Origin of the sequence: Kitasatospora sp. NPDC101235 (assembly GCF_044767505.1) — a bacterium.
Taxonomy (GTDB): Bacteria; Actinomycetota; Actinomycetes; order Streptomycetales; family Streptomycetaceae; genus Kitasatospora.
Genome location: NZ_JBIWNZ010000005.1, coordinates 194,022 through 215,131, shown reverse-complemented (window position 1 = coordinate 215,131; position 21,110 = coordinate 194,022). Strand labels below are relative to the sequence as shown.

Genomic DNA, 21,110 nt, shown 5'->3' with positions numbered 1-21,110 from the left:
CGGGCAATTCGGGAAAGCGGCCGCCGAACTGCCGGGTGCCCGCGAGGATTTCCGTATGCCTACGATCATCAGACTGGCCGGAGCCGGTCTCGCCGCAGCCCTGTCCCTGACCGCCGCCACCGCGACGGCGGGGGCGACCACCGCGCCCGCCGGGGGCCCGACTCTCATGCGCCAGCGGGTGCTCCTCACCCAGGCCGGGAACTACCCCACCGAGCAGAACCGGCACGGTGTCGTCTCGGTGTCCTGGAACTCGATCGGCACCGAGGACCTCACCGGGCCGACCCACTTCACCGTCGACCTGCCCTCGGGGCTCACCACCGACGGCGCGATGTTCTACTCCACGCCGTACGACTACACCTTCACCGAGACCGTCTCGCCCGACGGCCGCCACCTGGAGGCCGTCCTGAACGGCAACCGTCGCCCCGGGGCCCAGGAGTTCATGAAGATCCCGGTCGTCGCGGAGGGGGCCGGCCCGGTCACCGGCGCGATCACCGCGAGGGTGGCCAACGCCAACGACACGATCCCCACCGGGCACGTCTCCACCTACCTGCTCGGCATCGGCCTGTTGCCACCGCTGTTCGCCCCGAAGCCGCGGATCGACGAGGTCAGCGCCACCGCCGGCCCGGGAGCGGGCGGCACCCCCGTGACCGTCACGGGCGAAAGCCTGGCCGGTGCGATGGTGCTGGTCGGCGGCGTCCCGGCGCCCGGCACCTGCACCGACACCGTCTGCACGGTGACCACGCCCGGCGGCTCGGGCAGTGCCGCCGTCACGGTGGTCGGACCGGGCGGGACGGTCGAGGCCCCGGTGGCCTTCGACTACACCGGCGCCCCGCCGCCGCCCCCGGCGGCGCCCTCGGTCTCCGGCCTGAACACCCCCTCGGGCCCGGTCGGCGGCGGCACCGCGGTCATCGTGGCCGGCGAGGACCTGGCCGCCGGCACGGTCTCCTTCGGCGGACGGCCCGCCACCCGCGCCTCCTGCGGCCCGCAGCTGTGCACCGCCACCGCCCCGGCGGCCGACCGGCCAGGGCCGGTGGACGTCACGGTGACCACGGCGGGCGGCACCAGCGGCCCGGTGGCGTTCACCTACGCGCCGTAGCGCCCCTGGCCGCCGGAAGCCGGCCCCGGCGACCAGGGCGAGCGGTGCCCCGGTGGCCGGGGCCGGTCGTCCGTCCGCGGCCGAGCGCAGCGATCACTACTGTCGGGATACATCACATGCAAAACAAGTGATTTGAAAAATTCTTCAATTTCATACATGCTGGCGTGCCGTTGGACTGGTACGAGGAGCGTCCGGGCGCCACCGGCGGACGCAGGAAGGAGCGGTCGTGACCGCGGCAATCGGCGAACAACGGCCGGCAGCCGGCCGGTCGGGGGAGGGCGCGGCATGAGCCCCGCCACCGTCGCGCGCGAACGGGTACGGGCCGTCCTGCCCACCCGGGCGATCCTCGCCACCATGGGCCGCTCCCCCCGCAAGGACCTGCTCGCCGGCCTCACGGTGGCGATCGTGGCGCTGCCACTGGCCCTCGGCTTCGGCATCTCCTCCGGCGCGGGCGCCGAGGCCGGACTGGCCACCGCCGTCGTCGCCGGGGCACTGGCCGCCGTCTTCGGCGGCTCCAACCTCCAGGTGTCCGGGCCGACCGGCGCCATGACCGTCGTCCTCGTCCCGATCGTCGCCCGCTACGGAACCGACGGCGTACTGACCGTCGGCCTGCTGGCCGGGGTGGTCCTGGTGGTCCTCGCCCTGGTCCGGGCCGGGCGCTGGATGGCGTACGTGCCGGTGCCCGTGGTGGAGGGCTTCACCGTCGGCATCGCCGGGGTCATCGCCCTCCAGCAGGTGCCCGGCGCGCTCGGCGTGCGCAAGCCCGAGGGCGACAACCCGGCCGTGGTCGCGGCCCGGGCGGTGCGCGACTTCGCCGCCGCACCGCACTGGGCCTCCGTCGGGGTGGCGCTCGCCGTCGCCGCCGTGATGCTGGTCGGCGTACGGCTGCGGCCCGCACTGCCGTTCTCGCTGATCGCCGTCGTCGCCGCGACCGTCACCGCCAAGGCGGCCGGCCTGCCCGTGGCCACCATCGGCCACCTGCCCACCGGCTTGCCGGCGCCCTCACTGGGCTTCCTCGACCTCTCCGCCGTCCCCGCGCTGCTGCCCTCCGCGTTCGCCGTCGCCGCGCTGGCCGCGCTGGAGTCACTGATGTCCGCCACCGCCGCCGACGCGATGAGCGTGTCCGAACGCCACGACAGCGACCGTGAACTGTTCGGCCAGGGCCTGGCCAACCTGGCCGCCCCGCTGTTCGGCGGTGTCGCCGCGACCGGTGCGATCGCCCGCACCGCCGTCAACGTGCGCTCCGGTGCCGCCTCCCGGCTCGCCGCCCTGGTGCACGCCGCCGTCCTCGCGGTGATCGTCTTCGCCGCCGCGCCGCTGGTCGCGGGGATTCCGCTGGCGGCCCTGGCCGGGGTCCTGATCGCCACCGCCGTCCGCATGGTCCAGGTCGGCTCGCTGCGGGCCCTGGCCCGCACCGGGCGCGGCGAGGCCGCCGTGCTGGCCCTGACCGCCGTCGCCACCCTCGCCTTCGACCTGGTCACCGCCGTCGTCGTCGGCATGCTCGTCTCCGGCGTCCTGGCGCTCGCCGCCGTCGCGAAGGCCACCCGGATCGAGCAGGTCCCGCTGCACACCGACCTGCCCCCGGCCGACCACCACGAGGAGGAGCAGGCGCTGCTCGCCGAGCACATCGTCGCCTACCGGATCGACGGGCCGTTGCTGTTCGCCGCAGCCCACCGCTTCCTGCTCGAACTCACTGAGTCCGCCGAGGTCAGGGTCGCGATCCTGCGGATGTCGCGGGTCAGCGCGATCGACGCCAGCGGCGCCACCGTCCTCGGCGACGCCATCGCCGAACTCCGGCACCGCGGCACCCTCGTCCTCGTCTCCGGCATCCGCGACGAGCACCACCGGCCGCTGGACGCCCTCGGCGTGCTCGACCGGCTGCGCGCCGACGGACACGTCTTCGCCACCACCCCCGAGGCCATCGCCCACGCCCGTACCCACCTGCACGACCGGGATGCCCCCGCCGGCCACGACCTCACGACCGCCGGGGCCACCGGCCCGGCGGCCGACCGGAACCCCCGCTGACCTCCGAACTCGTCCCGCAGACCACCTCCGAACACCCTGGATATCCTGAACCCATGAGCGACAACCTTCCCCCGTGCCCGCAGTGCTCCAGCGAGTACACCTATGAGATGAACGCCCTCATGGTCTGCCCCGAGTGCGGCCACGAGTGGGTGCCCGCCGGCGCCGACCAGGCCGGAGCGCCGGCCGGCGAGCGCGTGATCAAGGACGCCGTCGGCAACGTGCTGAGCGACGGCGACACCGTGACGGTGGTCAAGGCGCTCAAGGTCAAGGGCAGCGCCTCCGGCATCAAGGCCGGCACCAAGGTGCGCAACATCCGCCTGGTGGACGGCGTCGACGGGCACGACATCGACTGCCGCATCGAGGGCTTCGGCGCCATGCAGCTCAAGTCCAGCGTGGTCAAGAAGGCCTGACCCGCGAGCCTGAACGGCCGCGCCCCGCCGAGGAGATCGGCGGGGCGCGGCCGTTCTGTTGCCCAGGGCCGGCCGGGGGTGGAGTCGCCCATCGAGTTAGTTGTATGCTCGCAATAATTACAACAACACAAGTAATCGTGGAGCGTTCGTCATGCCCGATGCCGCCCGACCGCGGCCCTGGCTCGTGCTCGCCATCTGTTGTATGAGCCTGCTGATCGTCAGCCTCGACAACACCATCCTGAACGTGGCCCTGCCCGCCATCCGGCGCGACCTGGACACCTCGGTGTCCGGGCTGCAATGGACGGTCGACGCCTACACCCTGCTGCTGGCGAGCCTGCTGATGCTCTCCGGTTCGACCGCCGACCGGATCGGCCGCCGCCGGGTGTTCCGGATCGGGCTGGTGGTGTTCACCGCGGCCTCCCTGCTGTGCAGCCTGGCCCCCGGGCTCGGCTGGCTGATCGCCGCGCGGATGCTCCAGGCGGTCGGCGGATCGATGCTGAACCCCGTCGCCATGTCGATCATCAGCAACACCTTCACGGACTCCCGGCAGCGCGCCCGCGCGATCGGCGTCTGGAGCGGCGTGGTGGGCATCAGCATGGCCGCCGGACCGATCATCGGCGGCGCGCTGGTGGAGTCGGCCGGCTGGCGGGCGATCTTCTGGATCAACGTCCCGATCGGCCTGGCCGCGCTCTTCCTCACCGGCCGCTACGTGCCGGAGTCGCGGGCGGCCCGCACCCGCCGGGTGGACCCGGTCGGCCAACTGCTGGTCGTCGTGCTGCTCGCCGCCCTCACCTACGCGATCATCGAGTCGCCGGAGCGCGGCTGGACCTCACCCGTGGTGCTCGGCTGCACGGCGGCCGCGCTGGGCGCGCTGCTGGGCCTGCTGTGGTACGAACCCCGGCGCACCGACCCGCTGATCGACCTGCGGTTCTTCCGCTCCGCCCCCTTCTCGGGCGCCACCGTGATCGCGGTCGCCGCCTTCGCCGGCCTCGGCGGCTTCCTGTTCGTCAGCTCCCTGTACCTCCAGGACGTCCGCGGGCTCGACCCGCTGCACGCCGGGCTGTTCATGCTGCCGATGGCGCTCATGTCGCTGCTCACCGCGCCGCTGTCCGGCCGGATGGTGGCCGCCCGCGGGCCGCGCACGCCGCTGCTGCTGGCCGGGGCGGCACTGACCGCGAGCGCCGTGCTCCAGGCGGTCGGCTACTCCGAGCACCTGCCGACCGGTCTGCTGGTCCTCGCCTTCCTGCTCTTCGGCACCGGCTTCGGTCTGGTCAACGCGCCCATCACCAACACCGCCGTCTCCGGGATGCCCCGCTCGCAGGCCGGGGTGGCGGCTGCCGTCGCCTCCACCAGTCGGCAGGTCGGTCAGTCGCTGGGCGTCGCGGTGACCGGTGCCCTGATGGCCGGGGCGGCCCAGGCGGACCCGGCGGCCTTCACCGGGGCGGCACGGACGGCGTGGTGGATCATCGCCGCCTGCGGCGCCGCCGTACTGGTCACCGGTACGCTCACTTCCGGCCGGTGGGCCCGGGCGACGGCCGAGCGCACGGCGCAGCGGCTCGCCGCCGAGGAGGCGGCCGGGGGAACCGGGAAGACGAAGGAGACGGTGGACGCCTGATGGAGCGCTTTGACAGCGGCGGGCACCCGGAGGGGAACGAGTCCGACACCGGAACGGCGGCCCGGGCCTGGCAGGGGATGTACGCGCTGGTGCTGGAGCGCTACGACCGCCGCAAGACCGTCGCCGAAGCCCTCGGCATGAGCTTCAGCCGGGTCAGGGCGCTGCGCCGGCTCGCCGCCGGCCCGATCACCCTGCGGGAGCTGGCCGAGCGGCTGGGTGCCGACCCGCCGTACACCAGCGTCATCGTGGACGACCTGGTGCGGCGCGGCCTCGCCGAACGCATCACCAACCCGGCCGACCGGCGCTCCAAGCTGGTCCACCTCACCGAGGAGGGCGAGGCGAAGGCCGCGCTCGCCACCGGGATCCTCACCACCCCGCCGGACGCGCTGCTCGCGCTGCCGCCGGAGGACATCCGCGCGCTCGACCGGGTGGTCGCGAAGCTCCTGGGCTGAGGCGCCCGTCCCGAGGCCGGTCCCGCCGCGTTCATCGTGACGCTGCGTGGCCTTCGCCTGCGGCGCCTGCGGCACGAAGGAGGCTGCCGGGCGCCGGCGGAATCCTTCCAGCCGTGCCCTGTGGACCTGCGAATCCTGTGCGCCGGGGCTCCCGGCTGGCCCGGGCGGTGTACCGGGCGGTGCGTGCCGGAGCCGAACTGGACCGGGAGCGCCGGGCCCAGGGGCCGCCGGCGGCACACCCGTTGATGCTGCCCGCCTGTCGTGTCCCGGACCTCACGGGACAGAACAGCTAGGCGACCCAGCCGGCGGTCAGGCTCTGCACGGCCGAGCCGTCGAGGTCCTTGAGCTTCGTTCCGGCGAAGGCCCGGGCGGCGTCGGAGGTGAGCAGCCGGAACGCGGGGCGTTCGGCGGTGAGCTGGTCGAGGATCCGGGCGGCGACGTCCTGGGGCGCCTGCGCGCTGGCGAAGGCGCCGCGGGTGCGGTCCAGGTAGGCGGACAGGGCCGGTGCGTACGGCCCGGCCTGTTCCGGTGCGTCGTCCGCGAGGCCCACGTTGCTGACGAACTCGCTCGCCACCGCGCCCGGTTCGACGACGCCGACGGACACGCCGGCCGTGGCCGCGACCGGTGCGAGGGACTCCATGAAGCCTTCTACTGCGAACTTGGCGGCGCAGTACGCCTCGTTGAAGGGCTGGCCGACCACACCGCCGACGCTGGTGACGGTCAGCACCCGGCCCTTGCTCGCCCGCAGCAGGGGCAGGGCGGCCTTCGTGACGTGCAGGACCCCGAAGAAGTTGACCTCCATGACGGCGCGGACGTCGTCCACACTCTCCTGCTCCAGGGTGCCGACGTGGCCCGCACCGGCGTTGTTGACCAGTGCGTCCAGCCGGTCGAGGCCGGCCAGGCAGGCTTCGACGGACGCCGGGTCGGTCACGTCCAGCGTCCGGACGTCGACGGTGACTCCGGCCTCCTCCGCCGCCGCCAGCAGCGCGCCGGCCTTCGCGGTGTTCCGCATGGTGGCGATCACCTGCCAGCCGCCGCGCGCGGCGGCGACGGCGGTGGCCAGGCCGATGCCGGAGGAGGTGCCGGTGATCAGGACGGTCTTGTCGGGCATGTCACTGTCCTCAGGTAGTTATTGATCATAACCAATATGATCCATAACTATGTGGCCCAATATTTCACTTTGTCAAGCACATGGATACCCTGGTGGTCATGCCCCACCCATCGGATGACCTCGCCAAGGAGATCGTCGGACTCTTCGCGGCCATCAACCGTCGCTACGGCCAGGAGTCCGAGGCTGCCGCAGCGGTCCACGACCTGACTCCGCTGCAGGCCAAGGCGCTGCTCGCCGCCGAGGCCCCGGTCCCGACGCGTCGCATCGCCGAGCGGCTGCACGCGGAGCCGTCCAACGTGACCGTGATCATCGACCGCCTGGAGTCCCGGGGCCTGGTCGAGCGCAGCGTCGACCCCGGCGACCGTCGCGTCAAGCACGTCGCCGCCACCGCCGCCGGCCGTGACGTGGCCGCCGATCTGCGCGCCCGCATGCCCTTCGCCGGCGATCCCCTGGCTCGGCTCAGCGCCTCCCAGCGCGAGTCCCTGCGCGAACTCCTGCAGCTGATCCTGGAGGCGTGAGGGCCACCCCGACGGCTGTGCGGGGGTGGGCGGCCCGGCAGTCCTGACGCCCCGGAACAATGTGAAGGACCGTCACCGGATCCACTCCGGTGACGGTCCTTCGGAATTGCCGCGGCGGGGGGGATTCCGCGATGGGTGTGACTACTTCGGGCCGAAGGCCTTCTCGATGTCCTCGACGACCTTCTCCGCCGCGATCGGACCGGAGCTGCTGCTCCACACCTGGCCGTCGACGCCCATGAGCTGGTTGCTGCCGACGGCCTTGAGGCGGGTGAAGGCCTCCTGCTTGCGGGCGGTCTCCAGGGCCTTCTCGCCCTCGGCGTTCAGGGTGGCGACGAACACCCGGTCCGCGTCGGCCTTGTTGAGGTTCTCCAGGGACAGCGGGTCCGAGTGGGGCTGGGCGCCCAGGCCGTCGGCGATCGGCATGGTGCCGGCGCTGCTCTCCGGCCCGGCGCTGACCGCGCTCGGCCTCGGCGACGACGTCGCCACCGGCCTCGGCCACAAGCCCCGCCGGGCCCGCGCCCTCGCGGTGACCGCCGTCGCGCTGCTGGTCGGCGCCGCCACCGCGATCGCCGGACCGGTCTCCTTCGTCGGCCTGGTGGTGCCGTTCGCCGCCCGGGCCCTGGTCGGCCCGGACCTGCGCCGGCTGCTCGTGGTGTCCGCGCTGCTCGGGCCGGCCGTTGTGCTGCTCGCCGACGTGGCCTCCCGGCTGGTCGCCCGCCCGTACGAGATGCCGCTCGGCGTGATGACCGCCCTGTGCGGCGCCCCCGTCCTGGTCGCCGTCGTCCGCTCGCACCGAATGCCCGCGCTGTGAAGGCCCCCGTGAACACCGCCGCCGTGAAGAACGCGTCGAGCCCTGACCGCCCCTCGGCCGCGACCCGGCGGCCGGCACCGCCCGTACCGCCCGGCACCCGGCTGCTCGCCCTGGGCGGCCGTTCGGTGCTCGTCCCGGTCCGGCCCCTTCTCGGCTGCACCGCCCTGCTGCTCGCCGTGGTCGCGGTGACCGCCGTCTGCCTGGCGGTCGGCGAGACCGACCTCGACCCGGTGACCGCCCTGCGCGCCGCCTTCGGCGACGGCACCGCGCGCGACGTGCTGCTGGTGGAGAAGCTGCGGCTGCCCCGCGTCGAGGCCGCACTGGCCGTCGGCGCCGCACTCGGCGTCGCGGGCTGCCTGATGCAGACCCTCGCCCAGAACCGGCTCGCCACCCCGGACACCGTCGGCTTCAACGAGGGGGCCACCGCCTTCGCGGTCGCCTCCGTCACCGGCGTCGCCACCCAGCTGCTGCCCTCCGCCGCCGCCCTGGTGGGCGCCGCCACCGCCGCCTCGCTCGCCTTCGCCCTCGGTGGCGGGGCCGGCCGCAACGGCTACCGCTTCCTGGTGGTCGGCCTCGGCATCGGCGCGGTCTTCGGAGCGGTGACCAACCTGATGCTCTCCCGCGCAGCCATCGACGCCGCCAACTCCGCCTACGCCTGGACGGTCGGCACCCTCAACAGCCGGGACGCCGACGCCGTCGGCCACCTCCGGCTCGGCCTGCTGGTCTGCCTGCCCGCCGCCGTGCTGCTCGGCCGCAGGCTGTCGCTGCTGCGCTTCTCCGACGCCGTCGCCACCGGGCTGGGCGTGCGGGTGCGCGGCCTGCGCGTCGGCGTCCTGGTGGTCGCCGTGGTCTGCGCGGGCCTGGCGGTGGCCGTCGCCGGACCGCTCGGCATGATCGCGCTCGCCGCGCCCGAGGCCGCCCGCCGGATCGCCGGACCGCGTTGCGTGCCGGTGCTCACCTCGGCCGCCGCCGGAGCCGTCTTCACCCTGCTCGCCGACCTGATCGGCCGCACCGTCCTGTCGCCGCTGGAGGTGCCGGCCGGCCTGGTCACCGCCGTCGTGGGCGGCCCCTACCTGCTCTGGCTGCTGCTCACCACCCGTCCCCGGAGGACCGCATGACCGCCCGCACCGCCGTCGACGCGCACCGCACCGCGACCGCCGCCGACGCGCACCGGCTGACGACCAGCGCGCTCAGCCTCGGCCACGACCGCACCATCGTGGTGCGCGAGCTCGACCTCGAACTGCCGCAGCAGGTCACCGTGATCGTCGGCCCGAACGGCTGCGGCAAGTCCACCTTGCTCGGCGGCCTCGCCCGGACCATCGCCCCGCGCTCCGGCGCCGTGCTGCTCGACGGCAAGCCGCTGACCTCGCTGTCCACCCGCGGGATCGCCCGGATCATCGGCCTGCTGCCGCAGTCCGCCACCGCCCCGGACGGGCTGACCGTGCGTGACCTGGTCCGCTACGGCCGCCAGCCGCACCAGGGCCTGCTGCGGCAGTGGTCCGCCGCCGACGCCGAGGCCGTGGAGCACGCGCTCACCGCCGCCGACCTGCACGAGCTGGCCGACCGCCCGCTGGACACCCTCTCCGGCGGCCAGCGCCAACGCGCCTGGATCGCCATGGCCGTCGCCCAGGACACCGACATCCTGATGCTGGACGAACCCACCTCGGCGCTGGACATGGGCCACGCCCTGGAGGTGCTGGAGATGGTGCGCGGCCTGACCGGGCGCGGCCGCACCGTCGTCCTCGTCCTGCACGACCTCACCACCGCCTGCCGCTACGCCGACCACATGGTGGCCATGCGGGACGGCCGGGTGGCCGCCCAGGGCGCGCCGCGCGACATCGTCACCCCCGAGCTGGTGCGCGAGCTGTACGGGGTGGAGAGTGCGATCCTCACCGACCCGGTGCACGGCACCCCGGTGGTCTGCCCGGTCGGTCTCAGCGCCCGCCCCGCCCGGGCCCGGTGACGGTCCCGGCCGCCGGCCCGGTCAGCCGGCCAGGCCCGGCAGCACCTGGGCGCCCGGCAGCTTCGCCAGGGCCCACCCGGGCAGGATGAGCTTGCCCCGGCGCCGGCCGCTGCCGACCAGGATGTACGGGGCCGCGGCCACCGCCTCGTCGATCAGCAGCGGCCAGTCGCCGGGCAGACCGACGGGGGTGATGCCGCCGTACTCCATACCGGTCAGCTCGACCGCGGTGTCCATCGGCGCGAAGGACGCCTTGCGCGCCCCCAGGTGGGTGCGCACCGCCTTGTTCACGTCCACCCGGGTGGTCGCCAGGGCCAGGCACGCGGCCAGCGTCACCTCCCCGGCGCGCTTGGCGGCGACCACCACGCAGTTGGCGGAGAGTTCCGGCGGCACGTCGTAGGCCGCGCAGAAGACGGCGGTGTCCGCCTGTTCCGGATCGCTGTCCACGTAGAGCACCGAGGCGGCCGCCCCGGGCGCGCCCCAGTCCTTCAGCGCGTCGGCGACGGGCGCGGCGAGGTCCGCGCAGACCTCCAGCGCGGCCGCGGTGGTGGTGAAATTCCCGAAGGGCGGGCGTACGGACTCACTCATGGGACCGGACTGTAGCGCGCCCGGCACCCCGGTCAGCCGTACGGGACGACCGCGACCGGGCAGTGCACGTGGTGGATCGCGGCGTGCGCCACCGGGCCGAGGTGGTGATGGCGCAGCGGCTTGCGCCGGACGCGGCGGCCGACGACCAGCAGCCGGGCCGCCGCGGCCGCGTCCACCAGTTCGACGGCGGCCTTGCCGCGGATCAGGTCGGTGGTCACCGCCACCTCGGGGTGCCGGGCCCGCCAGGGCTCCAGGGCCTGCGCGAGCCCGCTGCGCTCCACGCTGGAGACCTCGCCCTCCAGCCCGCCGATCGCCCCGTAGGACATGTACTCGGTGCCGGCCGGCGGGGACCAGACGTGGATCACCCGCAGCGGCGCCGAGCGGAGCGCGGCGGCCTCGAAGGCGAAGGCCAGCACCTCGTCCGCCGGGTGCGCCAGGTCCAGGCCGACCGTCACCGCGCCGGCCGGTTCGTCCCCGCCGGCCCGCACCAGCACCACCGGGCAGGCCGCCCGTCGCAGCACCTCCTGGCTCACCGAGCCGACCAGGAACCCGCGCAGGGTCCCCAGCCCGTGCGAGCCGAGCACCAGCAGGGCGGCACCCTGCGCGGCGGCCTCCAGCGCCTCGACGGGGTCGGCGGCCACCGAGGTGGCGGAGACCGCCACCTCGGGTGCCAGTGCGCGCAACTCTCCCTCCCGTTCGGCGAGTTGCGCCAGTGCGGGGCGGTCGCCCGGTTTGCTCCCGGGTGCGAGGTGCTTCGGCCGGGGCCAGGCCTGGAGGACGTCCAGACGCAGGCCGCGGCGCTGCGCCTCGCGGGCGGCCCACGCGGCGGCGGCCAGGCTTTCGGGTGAGCCGTCGAATCCGACGACGACGTGTCCGGTCACGGCGTGCTCCTCAGTTCCGGTGCGGCCCCAGTATCCGCGCCGGTCCCGGCGGGCGCCTCCCGGCAGCGGCTCGCGGCACGGAGGGTGACCGGGTGGCGCTTCGGCGGCTCCGGTTCGGCCGTCCGGCTGGTCGGCCGGCCGAGCGGCGGCGCGGCCCGCCCGGGTCCGGAGGGGGCGCCGGGCTAGGGTCGGCCGGGCCGCTCCGTCCCAGTCCGGGAGAACGATGCCGAGGGTCCCCGATTTCCGCTCGCGATGGACGAGCGCAGCCGCCGGACTGGCCGTGCTCGCCTCCGCCCTGGTGGGCTGCGCGGGCGGCGGGGACGGCGGCCCCGTGACCCTGGACTGGTACAACTTCCCGGACGACTCGGGCGCCCTCCAGCAGGCCGCCGACCGCTGCGGGCAGCAGTCCGGCGGCCGCTACACGGTCCGCTACAACAAGCTGCCCCGGGGCGCGGACGGCCAGCGCCAGCAGCTGGTGCGCCGGATGGCGGCGCACGACGCCGGCGTGGACATCCTCGGCCTGGACGTCACCTGGCCCGCCGAGTTCGCCGAGGCCGGCTGGATCCGCGAGTGGACCGGGGCGATGCGCGAGCAGGCCACCGCCGACACCCTCGACGCGGCGGTGCGGACCGCGACCTGGCGGGACCGGTTGTACGCCGTGCCGTACAACTCCAACACCCAGCTGCTCTGGTACCGCGACGACCTGGTGCCGACCCCGCCCAGGACCTGGGCGGAGATGCTCTCCCGGGCGCAGGAGCTGGCCCGCGAGGGAAAGCCGCACTTCGTGGAGATCCAGGGCGCCCAGTACGAGGGGCTGACGGTCTGGTTCAACACGCTGGTCACCAGCGCGGGCGGCTCGATCCTCACGCCCGACGCGCAGGCGCCCTCGCTCGGGGCGCCCGCCGTCACGGCCGCCGGGGTGATGCGGGACCTGGCGGTCTCGGAGGCCGCCGACCCCTCGCTGCCCAACCAGATGGAGGACCAGAACCGGCTCGCCATGGAGTCCGGGACGGCCGCGTTCGAACTCAACTACCCCTTCGTCTACCCCTCGATGAAGGCCAACCGGCCGGAGCTGTTCCCGCACTTCCGCTGGGCCCCGTACCCCGCGGTGACCGCCGACCGCCCCGCCAGCGTGACCATCGGCGGGATCGACCTCGCGGTGGGCGCCTACAGCCGGCACCCCGACCTCGCCGCCGAGGCCACCCTGTGCCTGCGCGACCGGGACAACCAGCTCACCAACGCGCTGAAGGGCGGCCTCCCGCCCTCGCTGCGGAGCCTGTACGGGACGGCCGAGCTCACCGCCAGCTACCCGTTCGCCGCCGACGTGCTGGCCGCCCTCGACTCCGCCAGCGTGCGGCCGCAGACCCCGGCCTACCAGAACGTCTCCATCGCCGTCTCGCACACCCTCTCCCCGCCCGCCGACATCCACCCGGAGCAGAACGTGGCCGACCTCCGCGGGCAGATCCAGGACGCCCTCGGCTCGAAGGGGCTGATCCCGTGACACCGTCCACCGAGGCCGCCGCGGCCCCGCCGGAACCGGCCGGGCCGTCGCGCGGCGCCCGCCAGGAGCGCAGGCTGGGCCTGCTGCTGTGCGCCCCCGCGGTGATCGTGATGCTGGCCGTCACCGCGTACCCGGTCGTCTACGCCGTCCACCTCTCCCTGCAGCGCTACGACCTGCGCTTCCCCGAGCAGGCGCACTGGGTCGGCCTCGCCAACTACGGCGCGGTGCTGGCCTCCCCCTTCTGGTGGCAGGCGCTCGGCGTCACGGTGCTGATCACCGTGGTGTCGGTGGCCGTCGAGCTGGCGCTCGGCCTGGCGCTCGCGCTGGTGATGCACCGCACGGTCTTCGGCCGCGGCACCGTGCGCACCGCGGTGCTGGTGCCGTACGGGATCGTCACGGTGGTCGCCGCCTACTCCTGGCAGTACGCCTGGACACCGGGCACCGGGTACCTGGCCGCCCTGCTGCCGGAGGGCAGCGCCCCGCTGACCGAGCGGTGGCCGGCCATCGGTCTGATCGTCCTCGCGGAGGTGTGGAAGACCACCCCGTTCATGGCGCTGCTGCTGCTCGCCGGCCTGGCACTCGTCCCGGACGAGACGGTCCGGGCGGCGATGGTGGACGGCGCGAGCTCCGGGCAGCGGCTGCGGCTGGTGATCCTGCCGCTGATGAAGCCGGCGATCCTGGTCGCGCTGCTCTTCCGCACCCTGGACGCCTTCCGGATCTTCGACAACATCTACGTGCTGACCGGCGGCGCCAACGGCACCGGCTCGGTGTCGATCCTCGGCTACGACAACCTCTTCACCGCGCTCAACCTGGGCATCGGTTCGGCCGTCTCGGTGCTGGTCTTCGTCTGCGTGGCGCTCATCGCGCTGGTCTTCGTCAAGCTGTTCGGCGCGGCCGCGCCCGGCACGGAACCGGAGCGGCGATGAGCGGCGGACACGCCCGGACGGTGACCGGCTGGGGCATCGCCAACCTGGCGGTCGTGCTCTACGCGCTGTTCCCGGTGTGGTGGATCGTGGCGCTCTCCTTCAAGGCCCCGAGCACCCTGTCGGACGGCAACTTCGTGCCCCGCCGGTGGACCCTGGCCAACTACCGCGGCATCTTCCAGACCTCGGAGTTCACCCGCGCCCTGGTCAACTCGGTCGGCATCGCGGTGATCGCCACCACCGTCGCGGTCGTGCTCGGCACGATGGCCGCGTACGCGGTGGCCCGGCTGCGCTTCCCCGGCAAGCGACTGCTGATCGGGGTGTCCCTGCTGATCGCGATGTTCCCCCCGATCTCGCTGGTCTCGCCGCTGTTCGACATCGAGCGGGCGCTCGGCCTGTTCGACACCTGGCTCGGGCTGATCATCCCGTACACGACCTTCTCGCTGCCGCTGGCGATCTACACGCTCTCGGCGTTCTTCCGGGAGATCCCCTGGGACCTGGAGAAGGCGGCCAAGGTGGACGGCGCCACGCCGTGGCAGGCGTTCCGGCTGGTCATCGCGCCGCTGGCGGCGCCGGGCGTGTTCACCACCGCCATCCTGGTCTTCATCTTCTGCTGGAACGACTTCCTGTTCGCGATCTCGCTGACCTCCACCACCTCGGCCCGGACGGTTCCGGCGGCCATCGCCTTCTTCACCGGAAGCTCCCAGTTCGAGCAGCCGACCGGCTCGATCGCAGCCGCCGCCGTGATCATCACGATCCCGATCGTGGTCTTCGTGCTGCTGTTCCAGCGCCGCATCGTCGCCGGGCTCACCGCCGGCGCAGTCAAGGGCTGAGGCCCGACCCGAGACCCAACGGATGAGCCCGCCCCACCCGGCGGACCAGGAAGGCGGACCGTGGCCGAGATCGTCCTCGACGGCATCACCAAGCGCTACCCCGACGGCGTCCTCGCCGTCCACGACGTCAACCTCACCATCGCCGACGGCGAGTTCGTGATCCTGGTCGGCCCGTCCGGCTGCGGCAAGTCCACCACGCTCAACATGATCGCCGGGCTGGAGGACATCACCGAGGGCAGCCTGAGGATCGCCGGCGAGGTGGTCAACGACCGCGCGCCCAAGGACCGCGACATCGCGATGGTGTTCCAGAGCTACGCCCTCTACCCGCACATGAGCGTGCGTGACAACATGGGCTTCGCGCTGCGCCTGGCCAAGGTCGACAAGCCGACCATCGCCGCCAAGGTCGAGGAGGCCGCCCGCATCCTGGACCTCACCCGGCACCTGGACCGCAAGCCGGCCAACCTCTCCGGCGGGCAGCGCCAGCGGGTCGCGATGGGCCGGGCGATCGTCCGCGACCCCAAGGTCTTCCTGATGGACGAGCCGCTGTCCAACCTGGACGCCAGGCTCCGGGTGCAGATGCGGACCCAGATCGCCGCCCTCCAGCGCCGCCTTGGCACCACCACCGTCTACGTCACCCACGACCAGGTCGAGGCGATGACGCTCGGCGACCGGGTGGTGGTGCTGCGCTCCGGCGTCGTCCAGCAGGTCGGCTCGCCGCAGCAGCTGTACGACGAGCCGGTGAACCTCTTCGTCGCCGGGTTCATCGGCTCGCCCGGCATGAACTTCCTCGGCGCGGTGCTGGAGCACAACGCCCTGCGCACCTCGCTGGGCGACCTGCCGTTGGACGACCGCACCCGGCGCGCCCTGGAGCGCGCGCACGCGCCGCGCGAACTGATCGTCGGCATCCGCCCCGAGGACTTCGAGGACGCCGTCCTGGCCGAGGGGCACACCGGAGGGGTCACCGTCACCGTGACCGTCGACGTCCGGGAGTCGGTCGGCTCGGACGTCTACGTCCACTTCGCGGAGGAGGACGGACCGGCGGCGACCGAGGAACTCGCCGAGCTCGCCGCCGACTCGGGCCGGGCCGACACCGGCATGCAGGAGCACCGGGTGGTCGCCCGGTTGAGCACCGGCACCCGGGCCGCCGAGGGCAGCCCGCTGGAGCTGTGGGTGGACACGGCACGCATCCACGTCTTCGACCCCCGCAGTGGGGCCAACCTGACCAAGCCGGAGCGTTCGTAGCTTGGCACGGAAGGCCCAACCCCTGGCCGACGCGCGGTGTGCCTGACCGTGGCCGTCCACAAGTCGACCTACATTGCCCGGATATGAGAGAAGATGTCGGAATCAGTCGCCGGTCGATGCTCAAGGCCCTCCCCGTGGCCGCCGTCCTCGTGGCAGCCTCCGAAAGGATCCTCGCCCCGTCGTGGGCGGCAGCCGCCACGGCGTCCTTCCCGCAGCCCGCCGTACGGGCCCCGCGATCGGCCGCACGCGCCTCGCGGCCGGGCTCCGGCCGGCCGGGGGCGGTGCTCGACCAGACGCTCGACGTGCGGTTCACGGACACCCACGTCCCCGGCTACGGCACGGTCACCACGCGCACCTACAACGGGACCATCCCCGGGCCGACCCTGCGGGTGTGCGCCGGCGACACCCTGCGGCTGACCCAGGTCAACGGCCTGCCGCCCAACCGGCCGTACGACGGCAACCACAACCACCCGCACCGCGAGAACAGCTTCAACCTGCATACCCACGGCCTGCACGTCTCCCCGTCCGGGAAGGCCGACAACATCCTGCGCGAGTTCACACCGCGTACGGCCGACGAGGTCGAGGCAGGCGCCCCGGAGCCGGAGTACCTGACCGTCATCGACATCCCGGCCGACCACCCGGCCGGCACGTACTGGTACCACCCGCACGTCCACGGGGCAACCGCCGGGCAGATCGCCGGCGGGATGACCGGAGTCGTCATCGTCGAGGGCGACGTCGACGAGGTGCCGGAGATCGCGGCCGCCGCCGACCTCGTCGTCTGCATCAACGAACTCAAGCTCAAGGACGGCAGGGTCCCCGACTTCACCGCCGACAACTCGCTCACCGGCACGCCGTCCACCTTCACCGTCAACGGCGAGGTCAACCCCACCCTCGTGCTGCGCCCGGGCGAGGTCCAGCGCTGGCGACTGGTGGCGGCGACCGGCTTCACCACGCTGTCGCTCCAGGTGGCGGGCGGGGACGCCGAGTTGACGATGCATCAGATCGCCAAGGACGGCGTGACCTTCCCCGCGCCGGTCGCCACCGAGCTGCTGCTCCTGGCCCCCGGCAACCGCGCCGACGTGCTGGTGCGGGGCGGCGGGGCCGGGACGTACGAACTGCGGGCCAAGGGCGTGTCCGCCCCGCTGATGACGGTCGAGGTGGCGGGGAAGGCCGTCAAGCCTCCGATGGAACTGCCGGCCACCCTGCCGCAGGGCAAGCCGTTCCTCGACGAGGGCGACATCGCCAACCCCGACGCCGACCGCACGGTGGTCTTCCACGTCGACCCGGGCGTCTTCGACAAGCCGTTCGCCAACGCCTACCGCCTCCTCGGCAGCCACCCGACCTCGGCGGCCGACCCCGAGGGCGACCTCACCCGCGACCCCGCCTACGGCCTGTTCGACCCCGAGAACGTCAACCACACCCTGAAGCTCGGCACCGTCGAACGGTGGACCCTGCGCACCGACGACACCGCGCCGGGCTTCCACCACTCGTTCCACCTGCACACCAACCACGTCCTCGTCACCCACCGCAACGGTGAGCGGCTCGACCCGCCGGTGTGGCAGGACACCGTGGACCTGGCCGGGGGCAAGCCGGGCGACACCGTCACCCTGCTGGTCGCGTACGAGGACTTCCCCGGCCGCACCGTCCTGCACTGCCACCAGCTCCAGCACGAGGACCTCGGCATGATGCAGCTGGTCGACTACGCCAAGCCGCGGCGGCCGGGGCGGCCGGGGCTGTCGGATCGGCCCCTGCCGATCGACCGCTGAGCCGGGCGGTCAGGGCCGGAACGGCGCCGTGACCACGCCGTCCTGCTTGCGCCGGAACAGCTCGCGGTGGTCCGGCCGGACCACCGTGGGCGCCGGGCCTGACGGCCGGGCCGGGACCCCGGGGGGCGAACCCGGGCCGGCGCGCGAACAGCCCGGAAGCGGAGCAGGAAAACATCCGGATCGTGAGTTCGGAACCGGATCCCGGGGTACAACCAGTGGTGCAGCGGCCGTGTCCGAACCGGCTGCTCCAGCACCGTGGACGGTGCCACCGGGACCGCGCTTGAAGAAGCCGGGCACAGGTTCTGGGGGAAGAAGTCCGCGACGCACGAGGTGCGAGTCCGCACGCGTCGCCGGGCCCCGATGCCCAGGAGAAGTCACGTGTCCATCAACCTGGAAACAACCGACGAAGGAGTCGCGCCTCCGGGCCTGCCGCCCGGCCTGCCGCCGAGACCGACGGCGGCCGAACTGCGCCGGATGGGGAAGTCCGAGGCGCGCGAACTGAGCGACGCGCTGTTCGAGCGGTTGGCCGGGCTGGCCCAGGAGACCCACGCCTACAGCTACGTCCGCGGCACGATCATCGAGCTCAACATGCCGCTGGTGCGCTTCATCGCGGCCCGCTTCCGCCACCGCGCCGAGGACATGGACGACATCCTCCAGGTCGGCACGATCGGCCTGATCAAGGCCGTCGACGGTTACGACCCACAACGCGGCGTCGAGTTCGTCACCTACGCGATCCCGACCATCACCGGGGAGATCAAGCGGTTCTTCCGCGACACGTCGTGGCCGGTGCGGGTCCCACGCAGCATGCAGGAGCTCTACCTGTCCGTCGCCCGGGGCTCGGACCGCCTGGAACAGGAGCTCGGCCGGCTGCCGCAGCCCGAGGAGATCGCCGAGGACATGGACATCACCGTCGAGCAGGCCACCGAGGGCCTGATGGCGGGCCGGGTCTACCGCCCCGACTCCCTGGACGCGCTGCGTGACCAGGACACCGACGAGACGGGCAGCGCCCTGCTCGACCGCCTCGGCGACTGCGACCCGGGGATCGAACTCGTCGACTTCCGCATCGCCGTCCGCCCGCTGCTGGCCCGGCTGCCCGAGCGCGAGCAGACCGTCCTCAAGCTGCGCTTCTGGGACGGGTGCACCCAGTCCCGGATAGCCGAGCGGATCGGTGTCTCCCAGATGCACGTCTCCCGGCTGCTCAGCGCCACGCTGGCCTGGCTGCGTAGGGAGCTGGAGGACCGGGAGGCCCCCGGCTGGGCCGACGAGCCCGAGGAAGCCGGCTGAGCGGCCTGCACTGCCGGCGGGCCGAGCGCCGGGGACGGCCGCCGAGGGCGGCCGACCGGCGGCGTGGTTCCGCTGCGTGATCGGCGCATACTTTCCGTAAACACACGGAGGTGCTCATGCCCATGGTGGATGTCGCGGCCCTCGGCCGACTGGTCGCGGAGTACGAGGCCCTGTCCTCGGCGAGGTCGCCGGAAGCCGGGCAGCGGCTGCGCGACGTCTGCTACACGATCGGCATCTACACGGGGGAGGCCGACGCGGCCCGTGCGATCGCCCGGGCCCGTGAGCTGCTGGACCGTCAGGGCCCGGCCGGCGCCGGCGGGGCGGCGGGCGGCGCCCGGGCGACGGACCGGGCCCGCACGAAGCTGCTGGCCGTACTCGGCGAACTCGCGGCCCGCGAGCGGGCGCGGTCCGGGTCCTTCCCCACGCTGCACGACGTGGTGCAGCTGACCAGGGTCACCGTCCCGCACTGCGTGGGCGCCGCCGTCAGCACCTGGCACGACGACGGCTCGGTCGAGACCTTCGCGGCCACGCCGTCGTACCTGCTGGCCCTCGAACGCGCGCAGGACGGGGCGGAGGCGGGCCCCCTGGCCCGGCTCCGCCGCCAGGGCGAGGGGCAGGTCGTGGTCCGGCTCGACCCGGGCCGGCCGGGCCGGTTCGCCGACCGCGCCCGGCGCTGCGGCGTACGGGCCGTGGTCGGCGCGCACCTGCGCACCCACCCGCACGGCTGCACCGTGTTCAGCGCGTACCTGCGCACACCGGCCGAGCCCGGCACGCCGGCCCTCGGGCTGGTCGAGGTGCTCGCCCTCCAGGCGTCGGCCGCCCTCGACCGGTTCGCGCTGTCCAGGGCGGTGGCCGACCTGCTGGACCGCCGGCACGCCACCGGCCTGGCCATCGGCATCACCGCCGAGCGGTTCGGCGTGACCCCGCACACCGCGCTGAGCCTGCTGGTCGCGGCCGCCCAGCGGCTGGGCACGGACCTCGACACGGTGGCCCGGCGGCTGGCCGAGGGCGACCGGCTGCGGTCCGCGCCCGGCGAGTGGAGCGGCTCGTAGCGCGGCCGGGCCTCCGGGCGGCGGCGGTCGAGGGGCCCGGCGGGCGCCGGTTGGTCGTCAGGGCGAGTGGTGGTGCCCGGAGCCGTCGTGCCCGCTGACGTGGTCCCGGAGGGCGGCGATGGCCCCGGTCCCCGGCGGGAGCCCCCGCAGCGGTGCACCCGGCCGGCGGCCCCGGCCCTCGTGCATGCGGCGCTCGCAGGTCCGCAGGTCCCGCGGCGCGGCGCGGGCGCGCAGCGCGGGGAACAGCCGTTCCTCCTCGCCGCGCAGGTGGGCGCGGAGCAGGACGACCAGCACGGCCGTGGCGTGGCGGCGCCCGCCGGCGGACAGCCGGCCGTCCTGCGCCCGGTCGAGCAGCCGGCGGATCGCCGCATGGCTGCCGTCGGCGGCGTCCGCGAGCGCGTCACCGGCCACGAGGCACCGCCGGGCCAGCGGGTACAGGTGGGCCTCCTCGGCCAGGAGGTGGGGGGCGAGGAGGCGCCGCAAGGAGCCCAGCAGCCGCAGGGCCTCCTCGTCGGGGGTGCCGGCGCGGGTGGTGGTGCGGTTCAGCCGGCGCAGCAGCGCCTCGATGGCCCGGTGCTCGGCGGACAGCCGGACCGGGAAGCCTTCGGCACCGTTCATGGAGGTCTCCGTCTCATACCGGTCGCCGCCTCGTTCCGGTCGCCGTCCGACCCGGTGCGGGCAATCGGTGGAGGGCCGGCGTCTGCCCGCTCCGTGCGGAGGAGACCGTCCGCGGGCGGCCGGACGGGTGCGGCCCGCCGAGCGCGTCGAGGACGGGCGTGTGCGAATGGTCCATGCCCGGCGGCTGCCCGGCCGCGTCGGCGGGAAACCCGGTCGGTCGAGTCCCGACCGGGCGCGGCCCGCTCGTGGTAGCGGTGCGCGGCCTGGTCGAGGACCCCGGCGCCCGGCCGGGCGAGCGGCAGCGGACCGGCTGTCAGCGGCTCATGGCCCGGGCCCGCACCGACCACCCGGCCGGTCGGCGCCCAGGGCCTGGCGGCTCGGACAACTCACCGCCAGGCCTGCGTACTTCACCGCCCGGCGGGCC

21 protein-coding genes and 1 pseudogene are annotated in these 21,110 nt (G+C 73.9%); 16 read left to right on the top strand and 6 right to left on the bottom strand.

Features of this window, described 5'->3' with window-relative positions:
* Nucleotides 1-55: 55 nt before the first annotated feature.
* The 5 genes from ACIRRH_RS11455 (at nt 56) to ACIRRH_RS11435 (ending at nt 5,598) form a co-directional block, all read left to right on the top strand.
* Complete coding sequence (locus tag ACIRRH_RS11455) at nt 56-1,096, top strand: IPT/TIG domain-containing protein (RefSeq protein WP_403065179.1); 1,041 nt, start codon at nt 56-58, stop codon at nt 1,094-1,096.
* Nucleotides 1,097-1,381: 285 nt separating this feature from the next.
* A complete protein-coding gene (locus ACIRRH_RS11450) occupies nt 1,382-3,121 on the top strand; it encodes a SulP family inorganic anion transporter (RefSeq protein ID WP_403065176.1) in 1,740 nt (579 codons plus the stop codon).
* Between the two features lie 53 nt (nt 3,122-3,174).
* Nucleotides 3,175-3,531 (top strand): zinc ribbon domain-containing protein YjdM, encoded by a 357-nt coding sequence (locus ACIRRH_RS11445; RefSeq protein WP_363383090.1) that lies wholly within the window; start codon nt 3,175-3,177, stop codon nt 3,529-3,531.
* A 151-nt stretch (nt 3,532-3,682) separates the two neighbouring features.
* The gene (locus ACIRRH_RS11440) at nt 3,683-5,146 is read left to right on the top strand and encodes an MFS transporter (protein ID WP_403065172.1); all 1,464 of its coding nucleotides are present in this window, start codon (nt 3,683-3,685) and stop codon (nt 5,144-5,146) included.
* Entirely contained in the window at nt 5,146-5,598 is a 453-nt protein-coding gene (locus ACIRRH_RS11435) for a MarR family winged helix-turn-helix transcriptional regulator (RefSeq protein WP_403065170.1), read from the top strand. Before ACIRRH_RS11440 ends, ACIRRH_RS11435 begins: the two co-directional genes overlap by 1 nt.
* A gap of 289 nt (nt 5,599-5,887) precedes the next feature.
* Here ACIRRH_RS11435 and ACIRRH_RS11430 read toward each other — a convergent pair whose 3' ends face one another.
* The gene (locus ACIRRH_RS11430) at nt 5,888-6,709 is read right to left on the bottom strand and encodes an SDR family oxidoreductase (protein WP_403065167.1); all 822 of its coding nucleotides are present in this window, start codon (nt 6,707-6,709) and stop codon (nt 5,888-5,890) included.
* Between the two features lie 98 nt (nt 6,710-6,807).
* Between ACIRRH_RS11430 and ACIRRH_RS11425 the strand changes: the two genes are divergently transcribed.
* Complete coding sequence (locus ACIRRH_RS11425) at nt 6,808-7,227, top strand: MarR family winged helix-turn-helix transcriptional regulator (RefSeq protein WP_224281304.1); 420 nt, start codon at nt 6,808-6,810, stop codon at nt 7,225-7,227.
* Nucleotides 7,228-7,368: 141 nt separating this feature from the next.
* Here the strand turns inward: ACIRRH_RS11425 and ACIRRH_RS11420 are convergent, their stop codons facing one another.
* Nucleotides 7,369-7,650: a hypothetical protein gene (locus tag ACIRRH_RS11420; protein ID WP_403065164.1), complete on the bottom strand. Its 282-nt coding sequence runs from the start codon at nt 7,648-7,650 to the stop codon at nt 7,369-7,371.
* Here ACIRRH_RS11420 and ACIRRH_RS11415 point away from each other — a divergent pair.
* From ACIRRH_RS11415 to ACIRRH_RS11405, 3 genes are read left to right on the top strand one after another with little or no spacing between them, the layout of a single operon-like run.
* Nucleotides 7,649-8,038, top strand: a complete 390-nt coding sequence (locus ACIRRH_RS11415) for a FecCD family ABC transporter permease (protein ID WP_403065162.1) — start codon at nt 7,649-7,651, stop codon at nt 8,036-8,038. The two genes, ACIRRH_RS11420 and ACIRRH_RS11415, sit on opposite strands and share 2 nt — an antisense overlap.
* A gap of 8 nt (nt 8,039-8,046) precedes the next feature.
* Nucleotides 8,047-9,156 (top strand): FecCD family ABC transporter permease, encoded by a 1,110-nt coding sequence (locus tag ACIRRH_RS11410; RefSeq protein WP_403065159.1) that lies wholly within the window; start codon nt 8,047-8,049, stop codon nt 9,154-9,156.
* The gene (locus ACIRRH_RS11405) at nt 9,153-10,001 is read left to right on the top strand and encodes an ABC transporter ATP-binding protein (protein ID WP_403065156.1); all 849 of its coding nucleotides are present in this window, start codon (nt 9,153-9,155) and stop codon (nt 9,999-10,001) included. The genes ACIRRH_RS11410 and ACIRRH_RS11405 overlap by 4 nt, the downstream gene beginning before the upstream one ends.
* Nucleotides 10,002-10,022: 21 nt before the next feature.
* On the opposite strand, the gene ACIRRH_RS11400 is transcribed toward ACIRRH_RS11405, so the two are convergent.
* Both ACIRRH_RS11400 and ACIRRH_RS11395 read right to left on the bottom strand, forming a co-directional pair.
* Complete coding sequence (locus tag ACIRRH_RS11400) at nt 10,023-10,586, bottom strand: YbaK/EbsC family protein (protein WP_403065153.1); 564 nt, start codon at nt 10,584-10,586, stop codon at nt 10,023-10,025.
* A gap of 32 nt (nt 10,587-10,618) precedes the next feature.
* Nucleotides 10,619-11,467, bottom strand: coding sequence for a universal stress protein (locus ACIRRH_RS11395; RefSeq protein WP_403065150.1), 849 nt, complete (start codon nt 11,465-11,467; stop codon nt 10,619-10,621).
* A gap of 223 nt (nt 11,468-11,690) precedes the next feature.
* On the opposite strand from ACIRRH_RS11395, the gene ACIRRH_RS11390 reads away from it, so the two are divergent.
* The 7 genes from ACIRRH_RS11390 to ACIRRH_RS11360 all read left to right on the top strand — a co-directional run bounded on the left by ACIRRH_RS11390 (nt 11,691) and on the right by ACIRRH_RS11360 (nt 20,068).
* Entirely contained in the window at nt 11,691-12,968 is a 1,278-nt protein-coding gene (locus ACIRRH_RS11390; protein ID WP_403065147.1) for an ABC transporter substrate-binding protein, read from the top strand.
* Entirely contained in the window at nt 12,965-13,894 is a 930-nt protein-coding gene (locus ACIRRH_RS11385; RefSeq protein WP_403065144.1) for a carbohydrate ABC transporter permease, read from the top strand. Before ACIRRH_RS11390 ends, ACIRRH_RS11385 begins: the two co-directional genes overlap by 4 nt.
* Entirely contained in the window at nt 13,891-14,724 is an 834-nt protein-coding gene (locus tag ACIRRH_RS11380; RefSeq protein WP_403065141.1) for a carbohydrate ABC transporter permease, read from the top strand. Before ACIRRH_RS11385 ends, ACIRRH_RS11380 begins: the two co-directional genes overlap by 4 nt.
* Nucleotides 14,725-14,784: 60 nt before the next feature.
* Nucleotides 14,785-15,966: an ABC transporter ATP-binding protein gene (locus ACIRRH_RS11375; RefSeq protein ID WP_403065139.1), complete on the top strand. Its 1,182-nt coding sequence runs from the start codon at nt 14,785-14,787 to the stop codon at nt 15,964-15,966.
* Nucleotides 15,967-16,049: 83 nt separating this feature from the next.
* Complete coding sequence (locus tag ACIRRH_RS11370; protein WP_403065136.1) at nt 16,050-17,732, top strand: multicopper oxidase family protein; 1,683 nt, start codon at nt 16,050-16,052, stop codon at nt 17,730-17,732.
* Nucleotides 17,733-18,110: 378 nt separating this feature from the next.
* Nucleotides 18,111-19,016 carry a SigB/SigF/SigG family RNA polymerase sigma factor gene (locus tag ACIRRH_RS11365; protein ID WP_403065133.1) on the top strand — a complete coding sequence of 302 codons (906 nt, stop codon included), beginning with the start codon at nt 18,111-18,113 and terminating at the stop codon, nt 19,014-19,016.
* Between the two features lie 116 nt (nt 19,017-19,132).
* On the top strand, nt 19,133-20,068 hold the full coding sequence (locus ACIRRH_RS11360) for a DUF5133 domain-containing protein (protein ID WP_403065131.1): 936 nt from the start codon (nt 19,133-19,135) through the stop codon (nt 20,066-20,068).
* 57 nt (nt 20,069-20,125) lie between these two features.
* Here ACIRRH_RS11360 and ACIRRH_RS11355 read toward each other — a convergent pair whose 3' ends face one another.
* Together ACIRRH_RS11355 and ACIRRH_RS11350 are read right to left on the bottom strand one after the other, a co-directional pair.
* Complete coding sequence (locus ACIRRH_RS11355) at nt 20,126-20,686, bottom strand: hemerythrin domain-containing protein (protein ID WP_403065128.1); 561 nt, start codon at nt 20,684-20,686, stop codon at nt 20,126-20,128.
* Nucleotides 20,683-21,048, bottom strand: a pseudogene (locus ACIRRH_RS11350) (hypothetical protein); the annotation flags it as partial. The gene ACIRRH_RS11355 and the pseudogene ACIRRH_RS11350, both read right to left, overlap by 4 nt.
* Nucleotides 21,049-21,110 lie beyond the last annotated feature (62 nt).